Here is a 23,533-nt window from a genome sequence, read left to right as displayed (position 1 = left end):
CTTATCTATCCATTATCTTGGGCGGCAGGGGACGTGGACGCCGATGCAGAAGCGGAGGGGGATGCTTCAGTGGTGGGCGTTGCAGCTGCTACAGACTCAGAATCTGTCCCCGAAGATGAGGACGCCTGAGCTACATAAACATCAACATTACTACCAACTTCTACGTGAGAGCCTGAAGACGGGCTGGTTCGTAACACGGTGTTAGGATCTGCACTGTCGGTGGTCTCCATGTGAACCTGCACGTTAACGCCTAAATCGGTGATCTGCTTGATGACCTCGTCGGCGTTGCGGCCTTCTAGGTTGTTGGGCAGGGTGACGCTTGCAGGGCCGGTGGAGTACGAGACAGTGACGGTTGAACCCGCGACAACGGAGCCGGTGGGTGAGATGGAAAGAACGGTGTCGCTCTTCTCATCGGAGGTCACGCCCTCGGTCTTGGTAGACAGCCCCTTCGAGGTGAGGTCGTTGATGACTTCATCCAGCGGACGTCCTACATAGTCGGCGTTACGCAAAGAGATGCGTTCTTCTTCGGCGGTCGCAGTGGGTTCAGCGGACTCCTCTGAAGGGGCGACGCTAATGGTCGAGACAGTGCCTGAAGGCGCGGGAGTATTCGCTGGCTGGTTGGAAGACGAGTTATTGCCCAAGCCGCCCAGCAAGAAGAAACCAACAACGAGACCCAGCAGAAGAAGGGCCAAGAAGAGTGAAACCCAGCCCCACGGGCCTGACTTCTTCTTCTCGGGGGTGCGCGCCCCAGCAGCCTGAGCGTCCTTGGTGGGCACTGCCGGTTGCTTGGCGGTAGTGGGCTCGGGAGTGTACGCCACTGCGCCAGAACCGTAGCGAGGTGCCTTAACGGTTGAGGTTGCAGCTGTCATGACCTCTGTGGCTTCGGTGTCTGCACCCTGCGGAAGGAAGGTCGACAAAGAAGGCACGGCCTTAATCGCTGCCGGAATATCGCGGCGGCGAATCGCATCCACCGCTGAAGCCAACGCGGTTGCAGATTCAGGACGCTGCTTGGGATCCTTCGACAGCAAGCACATAATCAGTGCAGCTGCGGGCGCGGGGACGTCCTTGGGTAGCGGTGGCGGCGGATCATTAACCTGCGCCAGCGCAATAGCAATCTGTGATTCACCGGTGAAAGGACGCTTACCGGCAAGGCACTCGTAGCCGATGATGCCCAGCGAGTACATGTCAGAAGAGGGGGTCGCGGGCTGACCGGTCGCCTGCTCAGGCGCCAAGTACTGCGCGGTACCCATGACCTGACCGGTAGCGGTCAGCGGAACCTGGTCGGTCAAACGCGCGATGCCGAAGTCGGTGACCTTCACACGCTCGTCCGGGGTAATGATGAGGTTACCCGGCTTAACATCGCGGTGTACCAGACCCTGCGCGTGGGCAGCAGCCAGCGCGCGAGCAGTCTGAGCAATCACGTTCAGAATGCGGTCTGAATCCAGGCGCTTTTCTTTTTCGATGATGCTCGACAGCGGATCGCCAGGCACAAGCTCCATCACCAGGTAGGCAGAGCCCTCTTCTTCGCCGTAGTCAAAAACGTTAGCGACACCGGGATGGTTGAGGAGCGCGGTGTGACGAGCCTCGGCACGGAAACGCTCAAGGAAGCCGGGATCACCGGTATATTCCTCTTTCAGAATTTTAACCGCGACGATGCGTCCTAGCACCTTATCGCGTGCTTTCCAGACCTCGCCCATGCCGCCAATGGCAATGCGCTCCGTCAGGTCGTAACGACCGCCTAGTGTGGTCTCAGCTGAAGGCCTCACTTGTTCAACACCGCCTCAAAAAGAGCCTTGCCCGCCGGAGAGGTAAGCGAGGCACCTGTAACTGCATCTACATCTTCATAAACTACCGCAACAGCAACCTGGGGGTCATCTGCAGGAGCAAACCCCGTAAACCATGCGTTATTAGAGCCGGTACTACCAATCTCGGCAGTGCCGGTTTTACCTGCGACTTTCACACCGTTCACAGCTGCGCCCGACGCGATACCGTTATCCACGTCGTTCACCATCCAATCTTTTACCTGAGAGGCAATGTCTGCACTTGTTGATGTACGAAGTTCAGATGGGGAGAACTCGTACAGGGAACTCAGGCTGCGAGATTTTACGGATTTCACGAGGTTCGGTTTCATTTGCTTTCCATCGTTCGCAATAGCCGATGACATCATCGCAACCTGTAGCGGGGTTGTTTTGACGTCGTACTGGCCGATGGATGCAAGTGCTAACTGGTCCTGTGACATATCAGCAGGGAAAACTGATGGAGAGACGCTCAGCGGAATAGAGAGGTCTTCTCCGTACCCAAAATTCTTTGCCGTCTGAGCTATCTTATCTTGACCAAGGTCCATTGCGATCTGCGCAAAGGGAGTGTTGCACGATTGTGCAAGCGCCCATTCAATGGTTGCTTGCGTGCGTGTTGAGCACTGCCCGTTGACGTAGTTGGGGAGCTTGGTGGTGGTGTTCGGTAGCTGTAACTCTTGCGGGTTATCAATGACCGAATCAGCGTTGTATTTTCCAGATTCTAGGGCGGCAACAGCGTCGATAATTTTGAAGGTAGAACCGGGTGAGTAGGTGTTACCTGCGATTGCTCGGTTGTAGAGCGGGTTATCGGGGTCGCTGTTGAGGCGTGAGTACGCGTCGATGACCGCGCCGTTATCGTGTGATGACAGCTCGTTAGGATCGTAGGAGGGGCTGGACGCCATCGCCAGAATTTCGCCGGTCTTGGGGTTCATCGCCACGATTGAGCCCTTGTGACCGTCGAGGAGTTCGGCCGCGGTCTGCTGAATTGCGGGGTCGATGGTGAGCTCAACGGTTGCGCCGGTGGTCTTGCCGCCGGAGAACATTTGGGCGATGCGGTCGTAGAACTGCTCATCCCCGTTGCCGGAGAGCTCATCGTTCATGGCTGATTCAAGGCCGCTAGAGCCGTAGATTGACGAGAAGTAACCCGTCAGACCAGCGTAGAGTTCGGGCTGTGAATATACGCGCTGATAATCGTAACCGTCATTTGAAGGTACTGAGGACGCGATTTCTGTGCCGCCTACGACAATAGAGCCGCGCTGTGAACCGTAGGAGTCGTAGAGTGTGCGACTGTTCCACTGGTTAGCCATCAAGGTTTTTGATTCAAAGAACTGGATGTAGGTGAGTGCGCCCAGTAGCAGAACAAAAACGCATGCTGAGGCAATCCACAGGCGTCGAATTGCTTTATTCACGAACCGCACCTCCTTGATGGTCAGCGTTATTGTGGTCAGTAATCCGTGAGATGACGGAGGTTGCTCCATCATTCTCGTAGCTGTCGAGGTCGATGGTGTCTGAGCTTTCTTCGGGCTCGAAGGTATCGACCAGTTGCGGGGCTCGGGCGCTGTGCGAAATCGCGATCAGCAGGGCAACAATGACCCAGTTGGCAAGGAGTGATGAGCCACCGGCAGACATAAACGGAGTGGTGAGACCTGTCAGTGGGATCAGACGGGTTACGCCGCCGATGACCACGAACAGTTGCACTACCATCACGGCTGAAAGGCCGGCTGCCAACAACTTGCCAAAAGCATCGCGGACGCCCAATGATGCGCGGAAACCGCGTGATACCAGGAGCATATACATCATGAGCAGAGCGCCGAGACCGATCAGGCCGAGCTCTTCGCCGAGGGACGCGATAATCATGTCCGAATTGGAATACGAGACGAGATCCGGGCGTCCATTGCCCCAGCCGCGCCCAAAAAGACCGCCGGAGGCAAGACCGAAAACACCCTGCACAATCTGACCGGATCCGCCAACAACCTGGTTGTAGACGTCGGGATCAAATGCGTGAACCCAGGACGAGATGCGGTAGTAGACGTGCGAGATGAAGTTGTAGGCGAGAAAGCCGCCGGCTGCCACAAAGAGGAAGCCGAGAACTAGCCAGGTGACCTGACCGGTGGCAAGGAAGATCATTGCCATGAATAGGCCGAAGAAGAGAATAGCCGAACCGAGATCACGCTGGAATACCAGCACACCGATGCTAAGTAGCCAGGCGATGAACATGGGCGCGAGGTCTTTGAAACGCGGCAGACGGAAAGGCCCGACGCGTTTACCGGCCAGCAGAATTAAATCGCGGTGCGTTGAAAGATAGCCAGCGAAGAATATAGCCAGGGTAATCTTGGCGATTTCGCCGGGCTGGAAAGTGCGTCCGGCAATACTAATCCAGATGCGCGCGCCGTTAATTTCCAAGCCGAGGCCGGGAATCAGGGGAAGAAGCAGCAAGAAAAGTGATACCGCCAGCGAAATATAGGTGACGCGTCGTAGTGCTCGGTGATCTTTGAGGAACAACAGCACGATCGCGGCGGCAGCCATAGCCACACCCGTCCACATCACCTGTGACGCGCCAGCTTGAGCGCTAGTGGTGAGGTCAATGCGGTAAATCATTGCCAAACCGATGCTGTTGAGCGCCAGTACCAGCGGCAAAATCAAGGGGTCAGCAAAACGCGCCTTGAACTGGATCACTAGGTACAGCACCAGCGCACCAATGCCCAGAGTGAGTGTTGCGGTAAGCCAGCGGGTATCGCCACCCGCAATCACTTCGCTGTCAATGAGCCACATCGAAATCGGGCACAGGGCGACAGCTACGGCAGAGAGAATAAAGCCTACGATGTAGCGTGAACGCGGCGCATCATTTTTTTGACGCAGTGATAGAGCCATTACTGACCTCCTTCGCTGGCACGGTCTGACGGGGTTTCGGATGCGGGTGCTGAGGCACTTGCTGAGCTACTTGCCGGCGGGGTAGCGGGAACGGTGGTTACCCTACCCGGCTCGGGCGCGGCTTCTTTCCTGAGGTCGTCCACAATGCGCTGGGCATCATCGCGGTCTTTAGCGGTAATGGTGTCGCGCAAAAGCGTTTGCGAGTAGGAGGGCAGGTTGTTGACCTCAACGTCGGTTTCTTCAACGAGCTCGTAGAGGTGGATGGGGCCAACGGACTGTGGGACGCCGTTGTAAACCGCCACTTTATTGTTCTGCACACCCACGTAGTACTGGTGTGAAACCCAGTTCAGGGCGCTCCAGATAGAAGCTCCCAGCACTGCGAGAGTCAGCAAAGTAGCAAAGATGCGTACTGCCCAGCGCGGACGCGGATCTTCGTAGGATTCATCGTCCAAAAGTGCGCGGAATTCTTCGGGAAGTTCCGCCGTCTTTTCTTGGGAGTGCAGACCACCGGTTTCTGCCAGTGTGGCGCGTCGTTGCATGGTGTGCTCGGTGACGGTGGGAAACTGCCCGGTCTCAGTGGCGTTGGCAGCTGAGCCCACCAGAATATGCGGACGCTGTTGCAATTCTGTGCGCAGAACTGATGCCGATGACTCGTCGGCGTCGGTGGGACGCTCGTCCACACCTGCGGTCTGGGTCATCACGTTGAGCACGCCGTCAGAGAACGACTCACCGCGCCATTTACCGTGACGCAGTGCGTTGCGCAGTTTTGTTTCTTGCGGCAGGCGGCGACGCCACGGGATGCGGTGATGGCCTTCGGGTGCGGCGTCCACGGCTTCGCAATCAACTTCGGCAGAAGTCTCAGCTTGCGCGTCCGGAACGGGGTGCAAACCTACCTGCTCGCCGGATTCGTCGTACTTGCGCACCGGAATAATTGTCTGAGGAGCGGTGACGGTTTCTGACAGCGAATCTTCATCAATCACCTGTAGGGCAACGAGGGTGACGTTATCGGGTGCGCCGCGTTCCAGCGTCATGTTGGTGAGAACATCGACCATCTGTTTGAGGTCGGCGGTAGAACGCATCACGGCTTCGATTTCATCGACTTCGACGCGGTTATCCAGGCCGTCGGAGCTCAAAATCCATTTTTCGCCGATGCGCGCATCGAGGGTTTGAAGTTCGAGTTCGGGGGACGCGTCGACGTCGCCGAGCACACGCATAATGACGTTTTTGTGCGGGTGGTTGGCTGCCTCTTCGGCGGTAATGCGCCCCTCTTGCAGCAGGCGCTGCACAAAGGTGTGGTCGGTCGTAATCTGCTCAAAAACACCGTCGCGCAGGCGGTAAGCGCGGGAGTCGCCGATGTGCGCGAGTTCAATGGTGTCACCGTCAATCAACAGGGCAGTGCAGGTGGTTCCCATGCCGCTTAGCAGGGGATTGAGCGAAACCAACTCGTTCATAATAATGTTCGCGGTCTGAATCTCGTCAGCGAGATAAACTCCCGCAGACCCCTCGTATCCCGCGTGATCCAGGGGAGTGAGGTCGAGAACGGTGGTAGCGGATGCGACGTCGCCACCCACGTGACCACCCATGCCGTCGGCAACAACGGCTAGATAGTGGCCCGCATAGGCGGAGTCATCATTTTTAGCGCGCACTTTACCCACCTCGGAGCGCGCGGCAAAACGAAAAGCGAGACTCATAGGCTAGGCTCTTAGCTGCATGGTGGTTCGGCCCACGCGGAAGTCCGTGCCCACCTCAAGCACGGTGGCGCGGGTTAGGCGGTTGCCATTCACAAAGGTGCCGTTGGTTGAACCGAGGTCCTCTAAGAACCAGCGTGAACCCTGCGGGAACAAGCGCGCGTGATGGCCGGAGGCGTAATCGTCTTCAAGGGACACTTCAATATCGTTAGCGCGTCCCATGGTGATCGGCTCATCGCCCAAACGCATCACAGCACCTGCCTGCGCACCATCGGTAATTACCAACTGTGATGCACGCGCCGGCGGCGGTGCCACCGGAGTCGGTGAGGACGTCGGAGCCCCAGCCTGCGCACCGGGCTGAGCACCAGCATCCGCACTGCGAGCAGCACGAAGGTTACGACCAATACCCAGATCACGACGAGACGCCGCCATAACCATAAAAACAAACAGCCACAGCAGCGCTAAAAACGCAAAACGCAGCAGCGTTACGGTAATTTCAGATGCCATGACTTAGCTCCTTGGAACCATCAAACGAAAAACAATACGGGCGCGACCCATCGTAATAACGGTGCCACTGGTAATCTCACGACGCCCCTGCAGGCGCTGACCATCAACGTAGCTACCGTTCGTTGAGCCAAGATCAACGGCGAGGTACACGCCGTCCTGCTCAACAATTTCAAGGTGACGACGCGAAACACCGGTGTCTTCAACGGTGATATCGGCGCCGCGTCCGCGACCAAGAACAACGGGGAAAGAATTAATGGAGTACTTTTGCCCGTTGATATCGAGAACAGGCTGAGCCTTCGGCTTGGGTGCCTCGAATGCTGGGGCAGAATAACCCGGCTCCGGGTAGGGCATGCGCGTTTGCTGATGCGCGGCAGAAGATGCGCCTGCAGAAGCTCCTGCGCCGTGGCGTCGCGGCGGGCTCGCTACCGTGGGTTTGGTGATGCGCGTGGGCAACTGCTCGTGGGCAGGCTCAGCGCGGTAAGCCGGTGCGGGTTCTACATTGTGAGGTGCCGGCGGCTGAGTAGCAGACTGAGTGGCGTCCTGCGAAGGTGCAGCAATCTTCTCTTGTGAAGAATTGACAATGAACTCACCGGGTTCAAGATCATCGCCCACCATAAACGTCACGCGAACTGAGCCGCGCAGAGAATACGCCTGCGCGCGGGCATGGCGGATAGCAACATCGCACAGCTCTTCAGCCAGCGGAGCACCCCACCCCTGAACACGCGGAAAATCCTGCGCCGTGAACTCAATAGTAAAAACATTAGGGGCAATCGTGCGTCCAGAAGGAATAGCGTAAGCACGATCATCCATTTCAGTGCGCATACGATTAGCAATATCGACAGGCTCAAACTGCCCACCCTTATTAAAAGTGGAGCGTACGGCTTTCTCTAAACCCTGTTCGATTTTGGTGATGAAACCCATGACACCTCCTTACAGTTGACCTATCGCTCGCTTGCATACCCTCGCCGCAACCGCTCATTCTTTGTTCGCGGTAACGGGCGAAAAATCTACCTTACGGGCAACTCATGAGGCTTTCATGAGCAAAACCTGAGTGCTTGCTTTATGAATAAAACGCGCGCATCAAGGCAGAAACATATGCATACTACTTCTCTAGTTTAGTAGAAAACCTGTAAAAACCCTGAGGTGAGGGGGCAGATACGGCGGTTTTTGGCTCAGCGCGGCGGGTTGTTGACGGGCTAGTAATCAAAGGAGCTTTCATGCGGGGCGCGCACTGAAGGATGCTGCGCGCGCACCTTCTGCAGGTGAAAACGGCGGGTGATACGAATGCACGGGCGAATAAGCATCAGCACAGAACCAATAACAAAAAGCCAGGTGCCCTCGTAGGTGGTACTCTCAGAGAAGAACAGGATAGAACCCACCAAAAAGATGACGCCAATCAGAATGTCATTCAGAATCGACAGGGTTTCGTAGCGGTCGCGAATTGTCAGCTCATCGTGGCCGATGGTGAGCGTGAGGTCGTGAGATTTTTCAGTCATGACCTCTATAGTTCCATACGATAGTAAACAGACTGATAAAAGGTGGGACGCGGGCGCGTGGGGCGGCGGCTTGTGAGCTAGTGCACGCGCATCCTAAATGGACTTTTTGCGCATGCTTTGTGTATAGTAGTCTTCGTTGCTCAACGAGCTCACGCTCGAAAGCGCCGCTTGCGCAAGTGGCGGAATTGGCAGACGCGCTGGCTTCAGGTGCCAGTGATCGCAAGATCGTGGGGGTTCAAGTCCCCCCTTGCGCACAAGATAAGAACCCCCGGTTACTTCAGGTAACCGGGGGTTCTTTTTGTTTAACCATCTGCGGGTTACGGGGGGGGGCTGCTGCGACTACTGCCGCCGAGATCCTGATTTATCGACGAAATCCTGTTTTAAATCAGGATTTCGTCGATAAATCAGGATCTTGATGGGGTGGTGCAGAGGGACGGTCCTTGCTTTCTAGCCGCTCGAAGTGTCAACCACCAAAAGAGGGAAGTCTTAGAAGCCACCAGGGCCACCAGGACCTCCGAAGCCACCACTGCCGGGACCGCCGAAACCTCCGCGACCGCGTCCCTCTCCAAAACCACCGCCGGGAATATCATCGCGAGGACGACCTCCCCCAAAGTTGCCTAACTGACCACCGAAGGTACCACCAAAATTACCTGGCATAGTGTTACCCACAAGCCCTCCGCCGCTGAACAAGCCACGGCGTCCGCCGCTAAAGATGCGACTCAGAAGCCCCGCGCGTCCACCCACGCCATCACCGCCGGTGAGAGTGCTCCACACCGCAGAACCAACAAAGCCTGCTGCAAGAGAAGCCAACACCGTCCCGCCGCTACCCAGCCCATTGCTGAAAACGCCACTCAACGCCCCCGGCGACTTCATCTCGAGCCGAGTAGCTGCCTTCGCCAATGAAGAAGACGAACTGTCTTGAGGGGTTTCACCACCACGGGCAAGCGCAGCTAGAACTTGCTGTCGTTCCTCAGCGCTCATCGACGCAAAAGCTTCCTCATGAGCTTTTTCGATATTCTGCGGGCTGGCAGTTGAAAGAAGGTACTGGTATCGGTCTAATGCATTGTTGCTATTAGCAGTGGTCATGTCAGGCATCCTCTCTTGCGCTGTATGTATTACAAAATTAGCTAAGAGATGTATGCGACAACTTTCATCAACCTGTGTGACTCCTGTGCAAGATTCTCATCCGCATAGTGGTTTGGATGGCGGTTCTTTACAAGGTATGACCACGCTGCGTCTTTTAGGAAGTTTTTGCTGACTAGAAGTGTTAGTTCTGCTTCCTTAATTTGCCGGATGCGCGTGCTCGGCCGGTTGGGTAGCGTCCTGTTGCGCGTATTTCTTTTCCATGCGCATCTTAGAAATCCAGGCGATAGGGCCGAAAATAGGCAGCGCTAAGGCGAGCAGAAGCCACACGAGCTTCTCGGTCTGATTGATGTGCGGGTTCTTGTGAATTGTGAACACGCAGTACAGCGCCAGCACCACACCCAGCACAAACACAACCGTAAATAGCACCTGAAAAACCAGCGAAAGATCCATGCCTACCAGTGTACGGGGATGCGTCCGTGGTTACCTGCATGAGCCAGGAGTTGCTTGCGTCCGCGCTGCCTGCCTCATGCGCGTCCTAATATGCGCCGAGATCCTGATTAATCAGGATCTCGGCGGCGGAAGCGGCGGCGGAAGGAGAAAGCAGAGCAACAGTTTTACAGGGCAAACCTGCCGTCAATTGTGGACACACGCCCCTGTGGATGACACGGATGTCCACATTTAACCTCGTCTCCCGCAAATATCCGCATTTTCTGCGACTATAGGGCGCATGAGAACCACCAAAGAACTTTACGACTATGCGCACTCCACCCAAGAACTGCTGGAGCGCGGCCACTCAACGCGGAGCATCAAAAATCGTGCGGATGCGGGTGAGCTCGTTACCCTGTGCCGCGGCGGCTACTGTGAGCGGCACCTGTGGGAGGGTGCCAATCCTAAAGAGAAAGCCATTCTGAATGCCGTGGCTACCCACAAAACATTGTCGGAGAAAGTTGTCTTTTCCCACGAGACAGCGGCGGTAGTACAAGGGCTTGCCACGCTTGATGTTCCGCGCGAGACGCACATTGTTGGGCGTCGCATCCATGGAGAAAAGCAGGGGCTGCGGCGCCACTACCACGACGCGTTTCAGGGTAAGAGCACCCCTGTTGCGGGCACGCCGATGCTGGCTCTGCCACCAGAGCTGACGGTGCTTTCGTGCGCGACCTCGCAAAGCGTGCAGTCTGCGCTGGTCACGGCAGAATCAGCTGTTTACAGTGCCGGGGTGCCTTATGACGATCTGCGCACTGTGCTCCTTGAATCTAAAGGACGCGGATGCAGAACCGCCCGCCGGGTAGGCCAGTTAATGAGCCCGCTTTCGGAGTCGGCGGGGGAAACGCTCGTACGCTTTGCCCTCCTAGATGAGGCGTTGCCCGAGCTGGTGCAACAGTACGAAATTAGCGTTGCCGGGCGCATATATCGCGTGGACTTTGCTCTTCCTGAGCTGGGAATCATCATCGAGTTCGACGGCGCGCTGAAATACACCGACTACGGGCCGGCTGACCAGGTGATTCTGCGTGAGCGTCAGCGCGAAAAAGACCTGCAAAACGCGGGATGGTACGTGATTCGCGTGGGCTGGGGTGACGTGTACCCGCGTCCTCACCGCCTGCTCGCGATGGTGCGCGATGCGGTAGAGAGGCGCAGTCGCGCACCGAGAGTTGCTTAACGCGCACTGCTTACCTAGACATCCGTCAAGATCCTGATTAATCGACGAAATCCTGATTTAAAACAGGATTTCGTCGATTAATCAGGATCTCGACGGAAATAGAATACAGAAACTATCCCAGCGCGTGCTTCAGGGCGCCGCTGAGCTGGTCGTCAAAGAAGACGTACCCGCTCTTCACTAGTTTTTCGTTAGACACAAATTGGTCTGCCAGTGCCAGCTGGTCGGTGCCCTCTTTGCCCAGCAACGCATCGGACGCGACCCTCGGCGCGCGCATCAGCGCCGGGCGCTTGAGCGTCTGACCTACCAGGCGCGCAACTTTCTTTGCGCTCGCCGGTGATGAGGCGACAGCGTTGACCGGTCCCTCCACCGAGTCGCGCAGTACGGCATGCACGTAGATACCGGCGATGTCATCCAGCGAAATCCACGACTGGATGTTGTCGCCCTTGCCGATGGTTCCGCCGGTTCCACTCAAAAACAGCGGCATCTGCAGTTTCAAGAAACCGCCCAGCGGGGTGAGCACAATACCGGTGCGCACATGAACGACGCGAACACCCGCCTCGCGTGCGGGGTCGGCGGCTGCCTCCCATTTCTGGCAGACCTCAGCGAGGAAGTCGTTACCCGCTACTGAGTCTTCGCGTAGGGTTTCGCCGGTGCGGTCGGCGCCGTAGTAACCGATGGCTGATGCCACCACGAAAGTTTTCGGGCCTTTCCCGGCGCCCTGCAAACGCTGGATAGTGCGCGCCAGCAGCCCGGTGGATGTAGTGCGTGATTCGAGAATTTTCTTCTTGTTTTTCTCGTTGAATCGCGTGTTGATGGACGCGCCGCCCAGGTGGATGACGGCGTCCGCACCAATGAGCGCGGTTTCGTCGATCTCGCCCTTATCGGGGTCCCACGCGTACTCGTTGTCGTCTTCGGGGTTGCGGCGCACTAGGGTGCGCACGGTGTGGCCGCCGGTGGTGAGTAAGGCTGAAACCTGCTGGCCCACCATGCCTGATGCGCCTGCGATGACGATGGTTTTCGGCGCGATGTCCGCGTAGCGTGCTTGGAAGTCAAGGTCGGCTTCGATGCGTCGGGCGCGGTCGGCGAAGACTTTTTCGAGGTGGCGTGCTGCCACCTTGGATGCGACGATTTCGGTGCCGCCGCGCACGTTGCCGGCGAATTCGAGGGCGCCTGAGTTCTTCTCGATGGCGCGTGATTTTAGGTCTTCGCCGCCTGCAACGGTGAATTCGATGTCATCGCGAATAACGGTCTGGTTGGCGGTGCCCAAGAATTTGTGGGTGTGCTTCCAAGTGCTGAGTGGGCCTTCCAGCATGATGTCGGAAAAACCGGAGTCGTGGACGTCCGTGATGAGTGCCGTCCATGAGCGATTGGCTAGGCCTTTTGAGCCGGGAATCGCCATTTTGAGCTTAGCTTGGACTCCCTCTTCAACGCCTTTGTCTGATTCGACGGAGCCTGACCACGGGGGAGTGGCGCGGGTGAGCGCGCCTTTGCGCATGTGCCACGCAGCGACGGTTTCTACCGGGTGCTTATAGGTGGAGGTATGTGAGAACGTGCCCATGAGAGCTCCTTGTCAAAACAGCGGTGCTGGTTTCAGCGTTTCTCTCAACCTAGCAGGGCTAGTGTGAAACGTGGCTCACCACACCGCAAAAAGTTAGTTTTACATACTATATGACGGTTGGGGCAGGTATAACATCACGTTCGTCGGTGCAAAAACAATGCGCAAAAAGGCCCTGACCCGCACCCTTCGGTGCTTGTCAGAGCCTTTTATTGTGGGCTTCTACTTGAGAGCCTCCTAGAACTTCACGCCGTTCTGGTCAGCACGGTAGAAGAACGCTGCGGATACTTCACGTGTTACGTCCGCACCGGGGCGGAAAGTACCATCAGCCCAGCCTGTGGAGAGCTTGCTGGATGACATCCACGCGATTTCCTTGTAAAAGACGTCGGAAGTTGAGACGTCCTTAAAGGGAGAGTTCGCCGGTGCCTGGAATTCAGGTGAGCCGGCTGCGCGGTAGAAGAACGCTGCAGCAACTTCGCGGCTAACAGGTTCTGCGGGGCGGAAAGTACCATCACTCCATCCGTTAGCGATTCCTTCGTGGTGCATCCACGCAATCTCCTTGTAGAAGGGGTCGGTGGTAGCGACGTCCTTGAAGGGCGAAACAGCTGGTGCCTGGAACTCCGGTGAGCCTGCTGCGCGGTAGAAGAACGCTGCCATGACCTCACGACTGGTAGAAACCCATGGACGGAATGTGCCATCTTCCCAGCCGGCGGTGATGCCGCGTTGCTGCATCCAGGTGATTTCGTTGTAGAACAGTGAGCCTGCTGGAACATCGGGGAACGCAACACCCTTCTTGCCGCCCACCGCCACCGTTACGTGCGTCTCGGTGCCGGTTGCCGCGTCCTTGAGGGTAACAACGTGCTGACCTGCAGAAACCTTACCCGCCAGCGGAACATCAACCTTAGCGGTGCCGCCCTCAACGGACGCGGTACCCAGCTCAACGCCGTCCACCGAAACGCTCAGCTTCTCAACGGCAGGTGCCTTGAAAGAATCAACGTTCAGTTCGGACGCGGTGAAAGTCAGGTTGCCGTTCGCATCGTACGAATCAGCCACGTCAGAAATCTTCACTGCCTGCTTGTTAAAGCGCGGTGAAATGGTGCCCTCGCCCTTCAGGTAGGACTGGAAAGCGTCTGAATCAACGAGTGCGGTGTCTTTTGCATCCATACCCTGTGACAGCGTGCGGAAGTTATCTCCGCCGCCGAGCAAGAATGACGGAATGGCGACGGTAATCTGCTGATCATCGGTGACCTTCTTACCGTCAATGAAGATTTCATCGATGTTGTTGTTCAGCGTTGCGTGGCCGCTCGCATCGCGGGCACCGGTAAAGGTGTAGCTGACGTTGGACGAAAGGCCCAGCTGCAGGTATGCGCGTGAGGTCTGCGCGCCGTCCGCGGTGGTCTGCCACTGCTCCTCAAGAACCTGCTTAAGCTGCGCGCCGGTCAACGTGGTAGTCCACAGGTTGTTTGCAAACGGGGTGACATTCAGCGCCTGAGCCACGGTCACATCGCTAACAGCGGTATCCAGCGAAGTGCGCAAGCCGCCCGGGAACTCATCGCGCAAACCACCGGGGTTCACAATGCCAATATCAGCCGGGGTGCGACCGGTTGAATTAGCCGCTGACAAGTACATATCAGCTACCAGGTGACCCATCGTTGACTCGCGGTCCCGCTGATCAAAACCACCGCGGTTAGCCGCCTGCGCAGAATCCCAGCCCGTAGTAATCGGCGCGGTCAGACCAGCCAGTTTCTGCTGACCAACCTCGGTTGCGTGCGCATTCGCGTCGTCAAGAATCTTCTGAGCCTTCGCCAAAACAGGGTCAGCCGCTACCTTCTCGGGCGCGGGAACAGCCTCACGCTTAACCAGCTCATTAGTGTATGAAACCACGTTGTTATCGGCATCCAAGGTCAACACGATTTTGCCCAGATTATCGCCGTAGTTACCGGTCTGAATCACGGGACGAGTCTTATTAGTGCCCGGAATCTTACCGTCCAACAGGTACTGCTGGTGCGTGTGACCGGTGAGAATAGCATCCACATTCGCGTTGGTCTTGGTGACCATGCCGTCCATCATCGCGTCGGATGCGCGTACACCCTCGTGGTATTCCGCGAGCACAACATCGGCTTCACCGTTATCGGGGTTGCCGTCAGAAAGCTGATCCGCGTACTTGTTGACCGCGTCCACGGGGTTCTGAAAATCCAAGGAGCTCAGCGCTGACGGGTCGGTCAGCTGCGGGGTTTCCTGCGTGACAGCGCCGATGACAGCTACCTTGGTGCCATCGGGCGCGTCCAAAATAACGTAGGGGTCAAGCGCAGGCTGGCCGGTGACGGTGTCAATGACGTTCGCGCCGAGGTACGGGAAATCAGCGTGCGGTTCGATGCGGTTGATCAGGTCTGAGAAGCCGCGGTCAAACTCGTGGTTACCGGCAGCTGACGCCTGCAAACCCAAGGCGTTCAGGTACTGCAGGGTGGGCTCGTCCGCCTGCACGCTAGAGACAAAGAGGGATGCACCCACATTGTCGCCCGCTGAAAGCAGAAGGGAATTGGGGTTTGCTGCGCGCTGATCCTGAATAGTCGCCGCAAGACCCATGCCAATGTCGTTGCTGATGCGACCGTGAAAGTCGTTGATGTTCAGAATCTGCAAGGTGCGGTTCTCGTCAGCTGCATGAGCCGGAGCGGTCAGAGGCACAACCAACAGCGCCAAAGCGGTTGCCGATGCCGCCGCTGTCTTTGAGAAACGTGAGGCCACGAGTGCTCCTATCGTTCAAGAATATGAGTATGTGAGTGATTCCACTTCATACTGTAACCCCTGCAGGTAACGAAAAGGTTGCCAACGCGTAGCCACAAAATAGTGCTCACTCACTTTCTATGAATTGACGCTGTAATTTTCGTGCTTTTACAGCGCCCATCCATAGACAGCGAGGGTGCCCGGTAGTCCCAAAGGGTGGGTCGGACGCGGGTTCCTCCGCCCCGCGTCCGCCCTCAGCTTGCTCGCGTCCTTACTTGGCGACCTTTACGCCTTCAGACTCACTCTAGGTGAGGTGAGTACCGTCGCTAAAGCGCAAGTGAACCTTTCCATCGCTCTCAACGCGCTCGTCGTGAGTCGGGAAGCCCATACCGTCAATGAAACCGTGCTGCTTCCAGTACCAGTACAGCGCACCCTTGGAATTAACCGCGTGCGTGCCGGTGCCCTCAGACCAGAAATAACCGGTCTCAGCACCGTTGGTATCACGGAAGAACGCGGATGCGCCGCCGCGAGTAGTCGCGGTCTCGTCGGCAATGGGAAAGCCGTGCTTGTAACCGTTAGCTACCCACAGGGCAGAAATCGCACCGCGATCATTGAGAGAATGCGCGCCTGTGCCTTCAGACCAGTACACAGCGGTGCGCAGATCCTTCGCGGGCTGGTAGAAGAACTGGCGAGCTCCACCGCGGAAGGAACCCTCACCGCTAGCCGGGTAACCCGGTCCGTTGAAGCGCCCCTGTGCGTTGAACTTAACGCCAATTGCACCGTTCTCAAAAATGGGGTTAGCGCCGGTCGACTGATGCCAGCCGAGGGTGTATGCGCGTCCATCGGCACGCTTGAAGCTCTGGTAAGCACCACCGTTTGCCGCCGATGTTTCATCGGTGGTGGGGTAGCCGAACTTATTCTCGTAACCGTTGACCTTGTACAGGTTGCCAATGGCTCCCGAGAACCATACGGGGTGAGCGCCGGTGCCCTCGCGCCAGTAAATGGTGTAGTTATTCGCGAAAGCTTGGCCTGCGCCGTTATCTACCAGCGGGAACTCGTTAGTGGTCGGATTACCGTACTTACCTTCAGCGCCAGATGCGAAATACTTCTCGCGGATTGCGCCCTTCAGCGCGAAACCGGGACGCTTGACGCCAGCACGGTCGAGGGACTGAGTAAGGATGGAGGGGAAGTCGTACTGGTAGTGGTTTACAGGTGGGGTTTCTCTATGAGAGTTCCAGTACCCTGCCTCGAGATACATGTTGTATCCGCGGGTGCCTTCTCTAAGAGTGCTCCAGTCGGGAGGATTCGTATTTCCGACGACATCGTATTGACCTAGATACCATTGATAGCTCATACGCTTCGCGGTGTCATTAGGTGCCGTCTGCATGACGTTGGTATTACCACCACCCACCATGATAGAACCACCAGCGTTACGCCATGATGTTTGGCGGTCTGCACCGAGTTCGAAAGGTTTCAAATTCTGCACCACCGGAGTAACCGATGGTCCAGATATTATTGCGATCCGTGCCCGTAGCATTAATAAACCAGTTTGCGTACTCGCGGAACCAATCACCGTTGCGATCCTGCTCCTCCCACCAAGTAATACCGTCGCCACCAGCATTTTTATCCGGTGAAATAACGGGAACAAAAACCATATTGCGAGAATTGGCCACATTTGCCATGCGGGTGAGATCGCTATTCGCAGGATTGTGAACCTTTGACTGGTAGTTGTAAAAGTAATCGCCATCCAAGTAGAAGATAATGCCTACAGGTAGGCTCCAATCGATGTTATTTGCATAAACATGGTACTGAGAAGAAACACCTGCAGAAGAGGTATAGCCACGGAAACTTCCGTTAGAGGTAGAGGCATTAGCTGCGGGAGCTGCTGAAAATAAGGATGCTGCGATGGTTTGCGGACGCGAGTGAGCCAGTCAGGAATTTCTTCCAGGAGAGGTTTTTCATGGGGGATATTGATTTTTCTGTGAATATGAGGGGGATAAGAGGAGGGTAGTGAATCCTCATGAATGTACGCATTAAATATATTTGCTTAATGTGCAGAAATGCTTATATTTCGCATTATTTATTATTTTAAAAACAACTTTTATGGATTTGCGCTGTAGTTTTGACTTTTGTTCAGCGTAAATTTACGGAGAGCAGGTGGTATGACCGCCTCTGCACGCAAAAGCGCCCCGCCTCTCGTACAAGAGAAGCGGGGCGCTGCGCTTGCGCCGGAGGCCTAGTCCCTATGAATAAGCCTCGTTACCTGGAGTCAGGCACGACGCCTATGCTTTTAGAGCTCACGGGTTACAAATCGATCGTTTTTGACGCATCTTGCCCCAAGGTGGTTGAACACCCGGTTTTTGGCTCTGAACTTGTATCAAAACCCTGCGCCAAAACAGATTGTCTTAAAAAGTAACCCAGATAACTTTTTTGAAACAGCACAAGTCCAAATATTTCATCAGCGGTAATATGACAACCAACCAAGCTCTCCAGCTGATTTATACACACTGAGGACTCCGCCCATGAAAGCCGAAGAACGTCACCGGTTGAACATCAAAGAACGCCATCGCCACACCACCAGCTTTATCTGTATGGTCGGACGAAAACTAGAGAACCAACGAAGAACTATCCTGATCGCGCGGAATATCAAAAACGCCGAATACTCCGTGCTGGTTGCTTTATCAGAGAAGGATCGAACTCAGAAGGAACTGGCCGATGAACTTGGGGTATATCTCAGTCATATTGGGGTACTGATAAAAAGCCTCATGGAAAATGAACTTGTTATCGTGGCTTCACCTGTCACTGTGGTGCGGAGCAAGACATACGCGTTGACTCCTGATGGGGTCAAACTATACGAGGAGCTACAAAAGGAGATTCTTGCTATTGACCAGCAACTTTTCGAGTGCATGACTGAACTGGATCTCTTTTTGCTTGAAGGGGTGCTCGAACGAGTCCACCACCGGATTCCATTTCTCGTTAAATAACGAGTACCTTTTCAGCTTTGGCGATTGCTACTTCATTCTTATCAGACGAAGTGAATTTATTGCTTTCATTTATAGGACATAATGTACGTTATGTACCATAAAATGGGTTAGACGGGCCCGGCAGTGGTTTTTCGGTGGTACGGGTCCGAGCAGTGGGCGTCGGGATCCATGATTCCTACTTCTTGCCCAACGACGCGAAATATCCCTTTCCGATCGGGATTGAAGCTGCTGGGGTGATCGAAGAGATCGGCAGCGAAGTCCGTGGCCATCGGCCGGAGGAGCGCATTGCGTTTGTCAGCTCCATGCAGCCCAAAGGCGGAACCTGGGCAGAATACGTTGCCGTCAAGGCGACGTCGCTCATAATGCCCATTCCCACCGGATTGGGTTTCGTTGAGGCTGCCGCGATACCCGTAGCCGGGAACACCGCACTGAAGGCATTGGGGACACTGGCTACGGCGCCCGTTGACGGGTCGCTCTTCATTGCTGGTGGCTCGGGGGCGATCGGCACGGTCGCCATCCAACTTGCACGCCAACGCGGATGGCACGTTGCCGCATCCGCGTCGAAACCCAATCACGACTACATGCTTTCGCTCGGCGCGCACAAGGTAGTTGACTACGGCAACCCCCATTGGCGCGAGCAGATCCTGGAGTGGATGCCCAATGGCGTCGACGCTGTCTTGGCGGTGCAACCGGGCACCTCGGCGGAAAGTTTGCCCGTCGTGAAGGACGGTGGAACATTGGTGTCGATCTCCGGAGATGCACACATCTCCGAATGTGGCATACACATGACGGGGGTCCCCTACCAAATGGACGTTCTCGATGATTTGGTGCAACTCATGGAGCAGATCGCCGCAGGGGAGATTCATTTGGAGCTTGAGCAGGTTTATCCGTTTGCAGATGCCCTGGCTGCCCTGGCGAAAGTACAGACCCGGAGGGCTCGAGGCAAACTCGTGCTCAGACGAGAGTAAAGCACATGGCCGAGGAACCATGCGGATTCAAGAAGGTGCTGCCTTGCCGAATTCTCAGCCGGTCCGGGTTATTTACAACTCTCTACCCCGTATTTAATTCATGGCTTGCGGGTAAGAGGCGGACGATGTTGAGCCGGAAGGGTTGGCATGTCAGACCGCCCAAGGCACGGGCACTGCTTGGGGCTCGGGACTACAGGAGGAGCATCTTGTACGGATGCTGATGACTTCTTCGAAGACGGGACTTGCTGCCACCGGCTACGGTTTGGCAGCGGCCACAGCGACCAGTTCGGCCGCGACTCCTGTCAATCGTCGAGGTCCTGACCAGACGGCCGTCAGGGGGCGGCTGATCCCTTGACCCTCAAAGGGAACGCGCAACAGGTCCCCGCTCTCGAGCTGGCTACGAAGGGCGAGTTCGCTCAGGGCAGCAGGACCCGCCCCGGAAGCAACAGCAACGCGCACCGCGGCGTTGCTGGCAAGCACCTGCACCGGCTCGACAGTGACGAACCCAGCCAACACCTCTTGCAGCGCCTCGCGGGTACCTGAGCCAGGCTCCCTGACAACCAAGGGGGTTTCCGCCAGCTCTTGCAAACCGATCCTGCTCGTACGGTTCGCCCATTCATGGTTGGGAGCGACAACTACCAGCAACTCATCCTCTTGGACGACCAGGGCATTCAACCGCACGGGAACGTTCGGGGTCTCAACGAAACCCAGTTGAAGAATGCCCCTTTGCACTTCTTGGAGAACCTGCGCCGAATTCAGCACCTGCACCTCGATGCGGACCGGCGGCAATCGACGTTTCAACTCTGTCAGCCAGACCGGCAGCAGGGTTTCTGCGATGGTCATGCTGGCCCCCACACGAAGTTCCAACGTTTCGTTGCTGCGGCTGGACCGTGACCAATCGTTGAAGCGTTGCCCGGCATCAAGTAGTTCACGGGCTTGAACAGCCAGCAACAACCCCAGTGCCGTCGGTTCCGAACCGCGGGGGCTGCGCTCAAGCAAAGCCGTTTTCATCCCCGTCTCCAGCTCCGCGATGGCTCGGCTTGCGTTGGGCTGCGCCATCCCCACTTTCCGTGCGCCAGCCCCCACGCTGCCTTCGTCCACCACGGCAACGAAGAGTTCTAGTACTTGAAGGTTCGGCCAAGCTTCGCTCATATCAAAAGCATATACCTTGATGCGAAATTGCCGTCTATCGGGCTGACGGGGATCAGTGAAGTATGGAAGTATGTTAACGCAAATACAACAGATAGATCCCATAACAACCCGCCGCGGCTCCTACGCACTGAAAAAATATTCCCCCGGGTTGCTTTTGTGTGCGGTCGCTGTGGCAATCGCGATGACCGTTAACGTCTTCCTTCCCGGTGTCAGCCCACTGATCGTCGCGATCGTGCTCGGCATCGCCCTGACCAACGTGGTTCGCCTACCCGAGTCCACGGCACCGGGACTGACGCTGGCTTCCAAGAAGCTGCTCCGATTGGGAATCGTCTTCCTGGGCCTGCAACTGGTGCTCTCAGACATTGTCTCCCTCGGTGCGCCCATGCTCGTGGTCATCGTGTGCATCGTGGCCGGAGGCATTTTCGGAACCATCCTGATCGGGCGGCTGATGAAGATGCGTCCCGCCCAGGTCCTGCTCATAGCATGTGGTTTCTCCATTTGCGGCGCCGCCGCTGTGGCCGGAGTCGAAGGGGTCACCGACTCAGACGAAGAGGACGTGGTCACCGCCGTGACCATGGTGGTCATCTTCGGCACACTCATGATTCCGGCGATTCCCTTGCTCGGCCAGCTGCTGGGCATGGAGCCTGAACTCAACGGCATGTGGGCCGGTGGCTCCATCCACGAGATCGCTCAGGTTGTCGCCGCCGGAGGAATAATCGGCGGCGGGGCGCTGGCTGTCGCCGTCATCGTCAAACTCGCCCGCATCCTGCTGCTCGCCCCGATCGTCGCGATTTTGAGCATTCGCCAACGCCGGTCAGGAAACGTCAAACCCGATGAAAAGCGTCCTGCGATCGTCCCACTGTTCATCATTGGCTTCCTGGTCATGATCGTGCTCCGTTCCACACTGGACCTGCCCGAGGGCCTCATCCACGCAGGAAGCCTCGCGCAAACGGCTTTGTTGTCCGCCGCAATGTTTGGACTGGGATGTGGGGTGAAGATCCGCAACCTCATCCGGGTCGGAGCCCGCCCCTTCATCCTGGCTGCAGCCTCAACCATTCTCGTCACAGGCATCGCACTTGCAGGCATCGAACTCGTCCACCTCTGATAGGGAACCACATCCTGCAGTCCCCGCCCAAGCTGATACCTCGTCCGCCCACCACATGACCTTTTAGGAAGGAACCTGACTTGACATTTCTCACCGGTCCAGCTCCGATTATCGTCGGCGTCGACAGCTCCGATTCTTCAATTGCGGCACTGCGGAAGGCAGCCGAGCTTGCAGCATCACTGCAAACTCGGCTCCTCGTGATCACTTGCTGGACCGTACCGAACTTCTACAACGGCACCATTGAATTCGATGAAACAGCATTTGAGCGTGACGCCAAAGAACGACAAACCGCAGCCATCTCGAAGGCCTTCGAAAACGGCTGCCCCGTGCCAGCACAAAAACGCATAACCCACGGGCGCCCGGCAGCCGAGCTCATCAAGGCCTCAGCACAGGCCCAAATGCTGGTGCTAGGCACAAGGGGCAGACACGAATTTATCCATATGATGCTGGGCTCGGTCAGTCTCGAATGCCTCGGGCACGCCCACTGCCCCGTCCTAACCGTAACCCAAGGGCCACGGCCGTGAGCTCGACACCGGAAAATCTGCCTTCCGCACACATCATCCGAAAGAAGCAATGCGCAAGCCCACCCTTGCCCTAGTTGTGGCCGCCCTGCTGGCCGCCAGCACATTGGTTTCCTGTAGCAGCACCTTCAGAAACTGCGAAACATCCAGGAAGCACACTATCCGCAGAAACACCTGCCACGCCTTCGACAGAAGCCGAACCTTCGAAAATGTCAGCCGAATTAGCAGCCAAACTGGTCCCCAACAACGCCAGGGTGATCAATGATCCCGCCGTACCCGAAGCGACCCTGGTCCTATTCACTGATTACCAATGCCCCTACTGCGCCCACATGGACGCAGTGATCCAGCAGGCCAAAAACGACTACCACGACCAGTTACGCATCGTAGTGAGGAACTTCCCTCTGTCAATGCATGAGAACTCCAAAGTCGCCGCCCAAGCAGTGGAAGCAGCCGCAGAACAGGATGCACTGGAAGAAATATCGGCATACATCTTCGACAACCAGGACGACTGGAATGGCCGCCGCGCAGGAATAGCGGAAGTCTTCATCAATTACGCTCAGAAACTCCATCTTGATCCAACGAAGTTTCGCGCCGACTTCGCCTCACAAAAGATCAAAGAGCGAGTCGAAAACGACCTGCAAGATGCCCTTGAACTTGGACTCGAAGGTACCCCCACACTGGTACTCGATGGCAGAATCCTGGCTGTAGACCCCACAAATTACCTCACGCTTCAAAAACCACTGGACCAGTCCCTGGCCGATTGAGCATTCAATCTCTCCAAGGGGTTATCTAGCACTGCAGCCGCGTATATGCGGCGTGTCCGCGGGCCTCCTAATGACACGTTCGCTCCCCGATCGGCAGACTGCTGCCTCGGTGAATTGGCGTTGCTCGCACAAGTTGGTGGCTTCGATTCAGGAGACGCCGCATATAGAAGATTCGCGAGGATACGGCTTCGCGTGGTCGTAAAAGGAACGTTTTTGACAAGGGCTAAAGGAGGACCTCGAAAACGGTCGAAAACACCTGTTTTCCTCTGTCAAAAGTCTTAGTCAAAACTGTAGACCGTCAAAACCACCAATGCACCCGTTTTTGAAAGAAGACCTCTTATGACAATGAAAGTTTTGTTAGGTGTATGTAAATATGACTTTTCATATTTTCATATTGATGGCTTTTCATGCGCCTATAGCCTTCCTTAAAGCCCTGGGTGCAGTGAGGCTTATTCAAAAGTCCTCCCAGCCGCATAAAACACCAAACCCCGTACCAGAAGAAAACACCCGCCGATACAAACTCAACGGCCGTCTAAACCCCGAATAAAGAACCCGCCAGGTCTTCACTTGAGCGATAACCCGCTCCACCACAGCCCGTCATCTATTGATAATGCGATTATTATCCTTGACACCCTGAGGCACTTTCACACCAGGCTTAC

At 56.2% G+C, this 23,533-nt stretch carries 20 protein-coding genes and 1 tRNA gene; 7 read left to right on the top strand and 14 right to left on the bottom strand.

Translation table 11 applies throughout. The annotated features are described in order from the left end of the window. Positions 1-5: 5 nt before the first annotated feature. The 7 genes from HF984_RS09755 to HF984_RS09725 all read right to left on the bottom strand — a co-directional run bounded on the left by HF984_RS09755 (position 6) and on the right by HF984_RS09725 (position 8,358). The gene (locus HF984_RS09755) at positions 6-1,766 is read right to left on the bottom strand and encodes a protein kinase domain-containing protein (RefSeq protein ID WP_168615487.1); all 1,761 of its coding nucleotides are present in this window, start codon (positions 1,764-1,766) and stop codon (positions 6-8) included. Next, complete coding sequence (locus tag HF984_RS09750) at positions 1,763-3,205, bottom strand: penicillin-binding transpeptidase domain-containing protein (RefSeq protein WP_168615486.1); 1,443 nt, start codon at positions 3,203-3,205, stop codon at positions 1,763-1,765. The genes HF984_RS09755 and HF984_RS09750 overlap by 4 nt, the downstream gene beginning before the upstream one ends. Then, positions 3,198-4,667: an FtsW/RodA/SpoVE family cell cycle protein gene (locus tag HF984_RS09745; protein ID WP_168615485.1), complete on the bottom strand. Its 1,470-nt coding sequence runs from the start codon at positions 4,665-4,667 to the stop codon at positions 3,198-3,200. Before HF984_RS09745 ends, HF984_RS09750 begins: the two co-directional genes overlap by 8 nt. Further along, entirely contained in the window at positions 4,667-6,358 is a 1,692-nt protein-coding gene (locus tag HF984_RS09740) for a PP2C family protein-serine/threonine phosphatase (RefSeq protein WP_168615484.1), read from the bottom strand. Before HF984_RS09740 ends, HF984_RS09745 begins: the two co-directional genes overlap by 1 nt. Before the next feature lie 3 nt (positions 6,359-6,361). Next, entirely contained in the window at positions 6,362-6,862 is a 501-nt protein-coding gene (locus HF984_RS09735) for an FHA domain-containing protein FhaB/FipA (RefSeq protein WP_168615483.1), read from the bottom strand. 3 nt (positions 6,863-6,865) lie between these two features. Then, positions 6,866-7,783, bottom strand: a complete 918-nt coding sequence (locus HF984_RS09730; protein ID WP_168615482.1) for an FHA domain-containing protein — start codon at positions 7,781-7,783, stop codon at positions 6,866-6,868. Positions 7,784-8,058: 275 nt separating this feature from the next. After that, complete coding sequence (locus tag HF984_RS09725) at positions 8,059-8,358, bottom strand: YrhK family protein (RefSeq protein ID WP_168615481.1); 300 nt, start codon at positions 8,356-8,358, stop codon at positions 8,059-8,061. A gap of 170 nt (positions 8,359-8,528) precedes the next feature. On the opposite strand from HF984_RS09725, the gene HF984_RS09720 reads away from it, so the two are divergent. Beyond that, positions 8,529-8,612, top strand: a tRNA-Leu gene (locus HF984_RS09720). Between the two features lie 232 nt (positions 8,613-8,844). Here HF984_RS09720 and HF984_RS09715 read toward each other — a convergent pair. Together HF984_RS09715 and HF984_RS09710 are read right to left on the bottom strand one after the other, a co-directional pair. After that, positions 8,845-9,444 (bottom strand): hypothetical protein, encoded by a 600-nt coding sequence (locus HF984_RS09715; protein WP_168615480.1) that lies wholly within the window; start codon positions 9,442-9,444, stop codon positions 8,845-8,847. Positions 9,445-9,639: 195 nt separating this feature from the next. Next, a complete protein-coding gene (locus tag HF984_RS09710) occupies positions 9,640-9,894 on the bottom strand; it encodes a PLDc N-terminal domain-containing protein (protein ID WP_168615479.1) in 255 nt (84 codons plus the stop codon). Positions 9,895-10,171: 277 nt separating this feature from the next. Here HF984_RS09710 and HF984_RS09705 point away from each other — a divergent pair, with 277 nt between their 5' ends. After that, a complete protein-coding gene (locus HF984_RS09705; RefSeq protein WP_168615478.1) occupies positions 10,172-11,101 on the top strand; it encodes a PDDEXK family nuclease in 930 nt (309 codons plus the stop codon). Positions 11,102-11,213: 112 nt separating this feature from the next. Here HF984_RS09705 and HF984_RS09700 read toward each other — a convergent pair whose 3' ends face one another. From HF984_RS09700 to HF984_RS09685, 4 genes are all read right to left on the bottom strand, one after another. After that, the gene (locus HF984_RS09700) at positions 11,214-12,659 is read right to left on the bottom strand and encodes a TIGR01777 family oxidoreductase (RefSeq protein WP_168615477.1); all 1,446 of its coding nucleotides are present in this window, start codon (positions 12,657-12,659) and stop codon (positions 11,214-11,216) included. Between the two features lie 234 nt (positions 12,660-12,893). Then, positions 12,894-15,401 carry an S-layer homology domain-containing protein gene (locus HF984_RS09695; RefSeq protein ID WP_168615476.1) on the bottom strand — a complete coding sequence of 836 codons (2,508 nt, stop codon included), beginning with the start codon at positions 15,399-15,401 and terminating at the stop codon, positions 12,894-12,896. Positions 15,402-15,684: 283 nt separating this feature from the next. Continuing rightward, a complete protein-coding gene (locus HF984_RS09690; protein WP_168615475.1) occupies positions 15,685-16,857 on the bottom strand; it encodes an LGFP repeat-containing protein in 1,173 nt (390 codons plus the stop codon). Beyond that, the gene (locus HF984_RS09685; protein ID WP_168615474.1) at positions 16,811-17,062 is read right to left on the bottom strand and encodes a hypothetical protein; all 252 of its coding nucleotides are present in this window, start codon (positions 17,060-17,062) and stop codon (positions 16,811-16,813) included. The genes HF984_RS09690 and HF984_RS09685 overlap by 47 nt, the downstream gene beginning before the upstream one ends. Positions 17,063-17,902: 840 nt before the next feature. Between HF984_RS09685 and HF984_RS09680 the strand changes: the two genes are divergently transcribed. Together HF984_RS09680 and HF984_RS11375 are read left to right on the top strand one after the other, a co-directional pair. Further along, positions 17,903-18,364, top strand: coding sequence for a MarR family winged helix-turn-helix transcriptional regulator (locus HF984_RS09680; RefSeq protein ID WP_168615473.1), 462 nt, complete (start codon positions 17,903-17,905; stop codon positions 18,362-18,364). Positions 18,365-18,498: 134 nt separating this feature from the next. Beyond that, entirely contained in the window at positions 18,499-19,332 is an 834-nt protein-coding gene (locus HF984_RS11375) for an NADP-dependent oxidoreductase (protein WP_375546082.1), read from the top strand. Between the two features lie 255 nt (positions 19,333-19,587). Here the strand turns inward: HF984_RS11375 and HF984_RS09670 are convergent, their stop codons facing one another. Further along, positions 19,588-20,484, bottom strand: a complete 897-nt coding sequence (locus HF984_RS09670) for a LysR family transcriptional regulator (protein ID WP_168615472.1) — start codon at positions 20,482-20,484, stop codon at positions 19,588-19,590. A 70-nt stretch (positions 20,485-20,554) separates the two neighbouring features. Between HF984_RS09670 and HF984_RS09665 the strand changes: the two genes are divergently transcribed. From HF984_RS09665 to HF984_RS09655, 3 genes are all read left to right on the top strand, one after another. Further along, the gene (locus HF984_RS09665) at positions 20,555-21,589 is read left to right on the top strand and encodes a YeiH family protein (RefSeq protein ID WP_168615471.1); all 1,035 of its coding nucleotides are present in this window, start codon (positions 20,555-20,557) and stop codon (positions 21,587-21,589) included. 80 nt (positions 21,590-21,669) lie between these two features. Further along, the gene (locus HF984_RS09660; protein WP_168615470.1) at positions 21,670-22,113 is read left to right on the top strand and encodes a universal stress protein; all 444 of its coding nucleotides are present in this window, start codon (positions 21,670-21,672) and stop codon (positions 22,111-22,113) included. A 206-nt stretch (positions 22,114-22,319) separates the two neighbouring features. Continuing rightward, the gene (locus tag HF984_RS09655) at positions 22,320-22,874 is read left to right on the top strand and encodes a DsbA family protein (protein WP_168615469.1); all 555 of its coding nucleotides are present in this window, start codon (positions 22,320-22,322) and stop codon (positions 22,872-22,874) included. The last annotated feature ends 659 nt before the right edge of the window (positions 22,875-23,533 follow it).

It is taken from the genome of Rothia terrae (assembly GCF_012396615.1).
GTDB classification, from domain to species: Bacteria; Actinomycetota; Actinomycetes; order Actinomycetales; family Micrococcaceae; genus Rothia; species Rothia terrae.
Note: the sequence above shows the minus strand (reverse complement) of the source record. Positions and strands in the feature narration are given on the sequence as shown.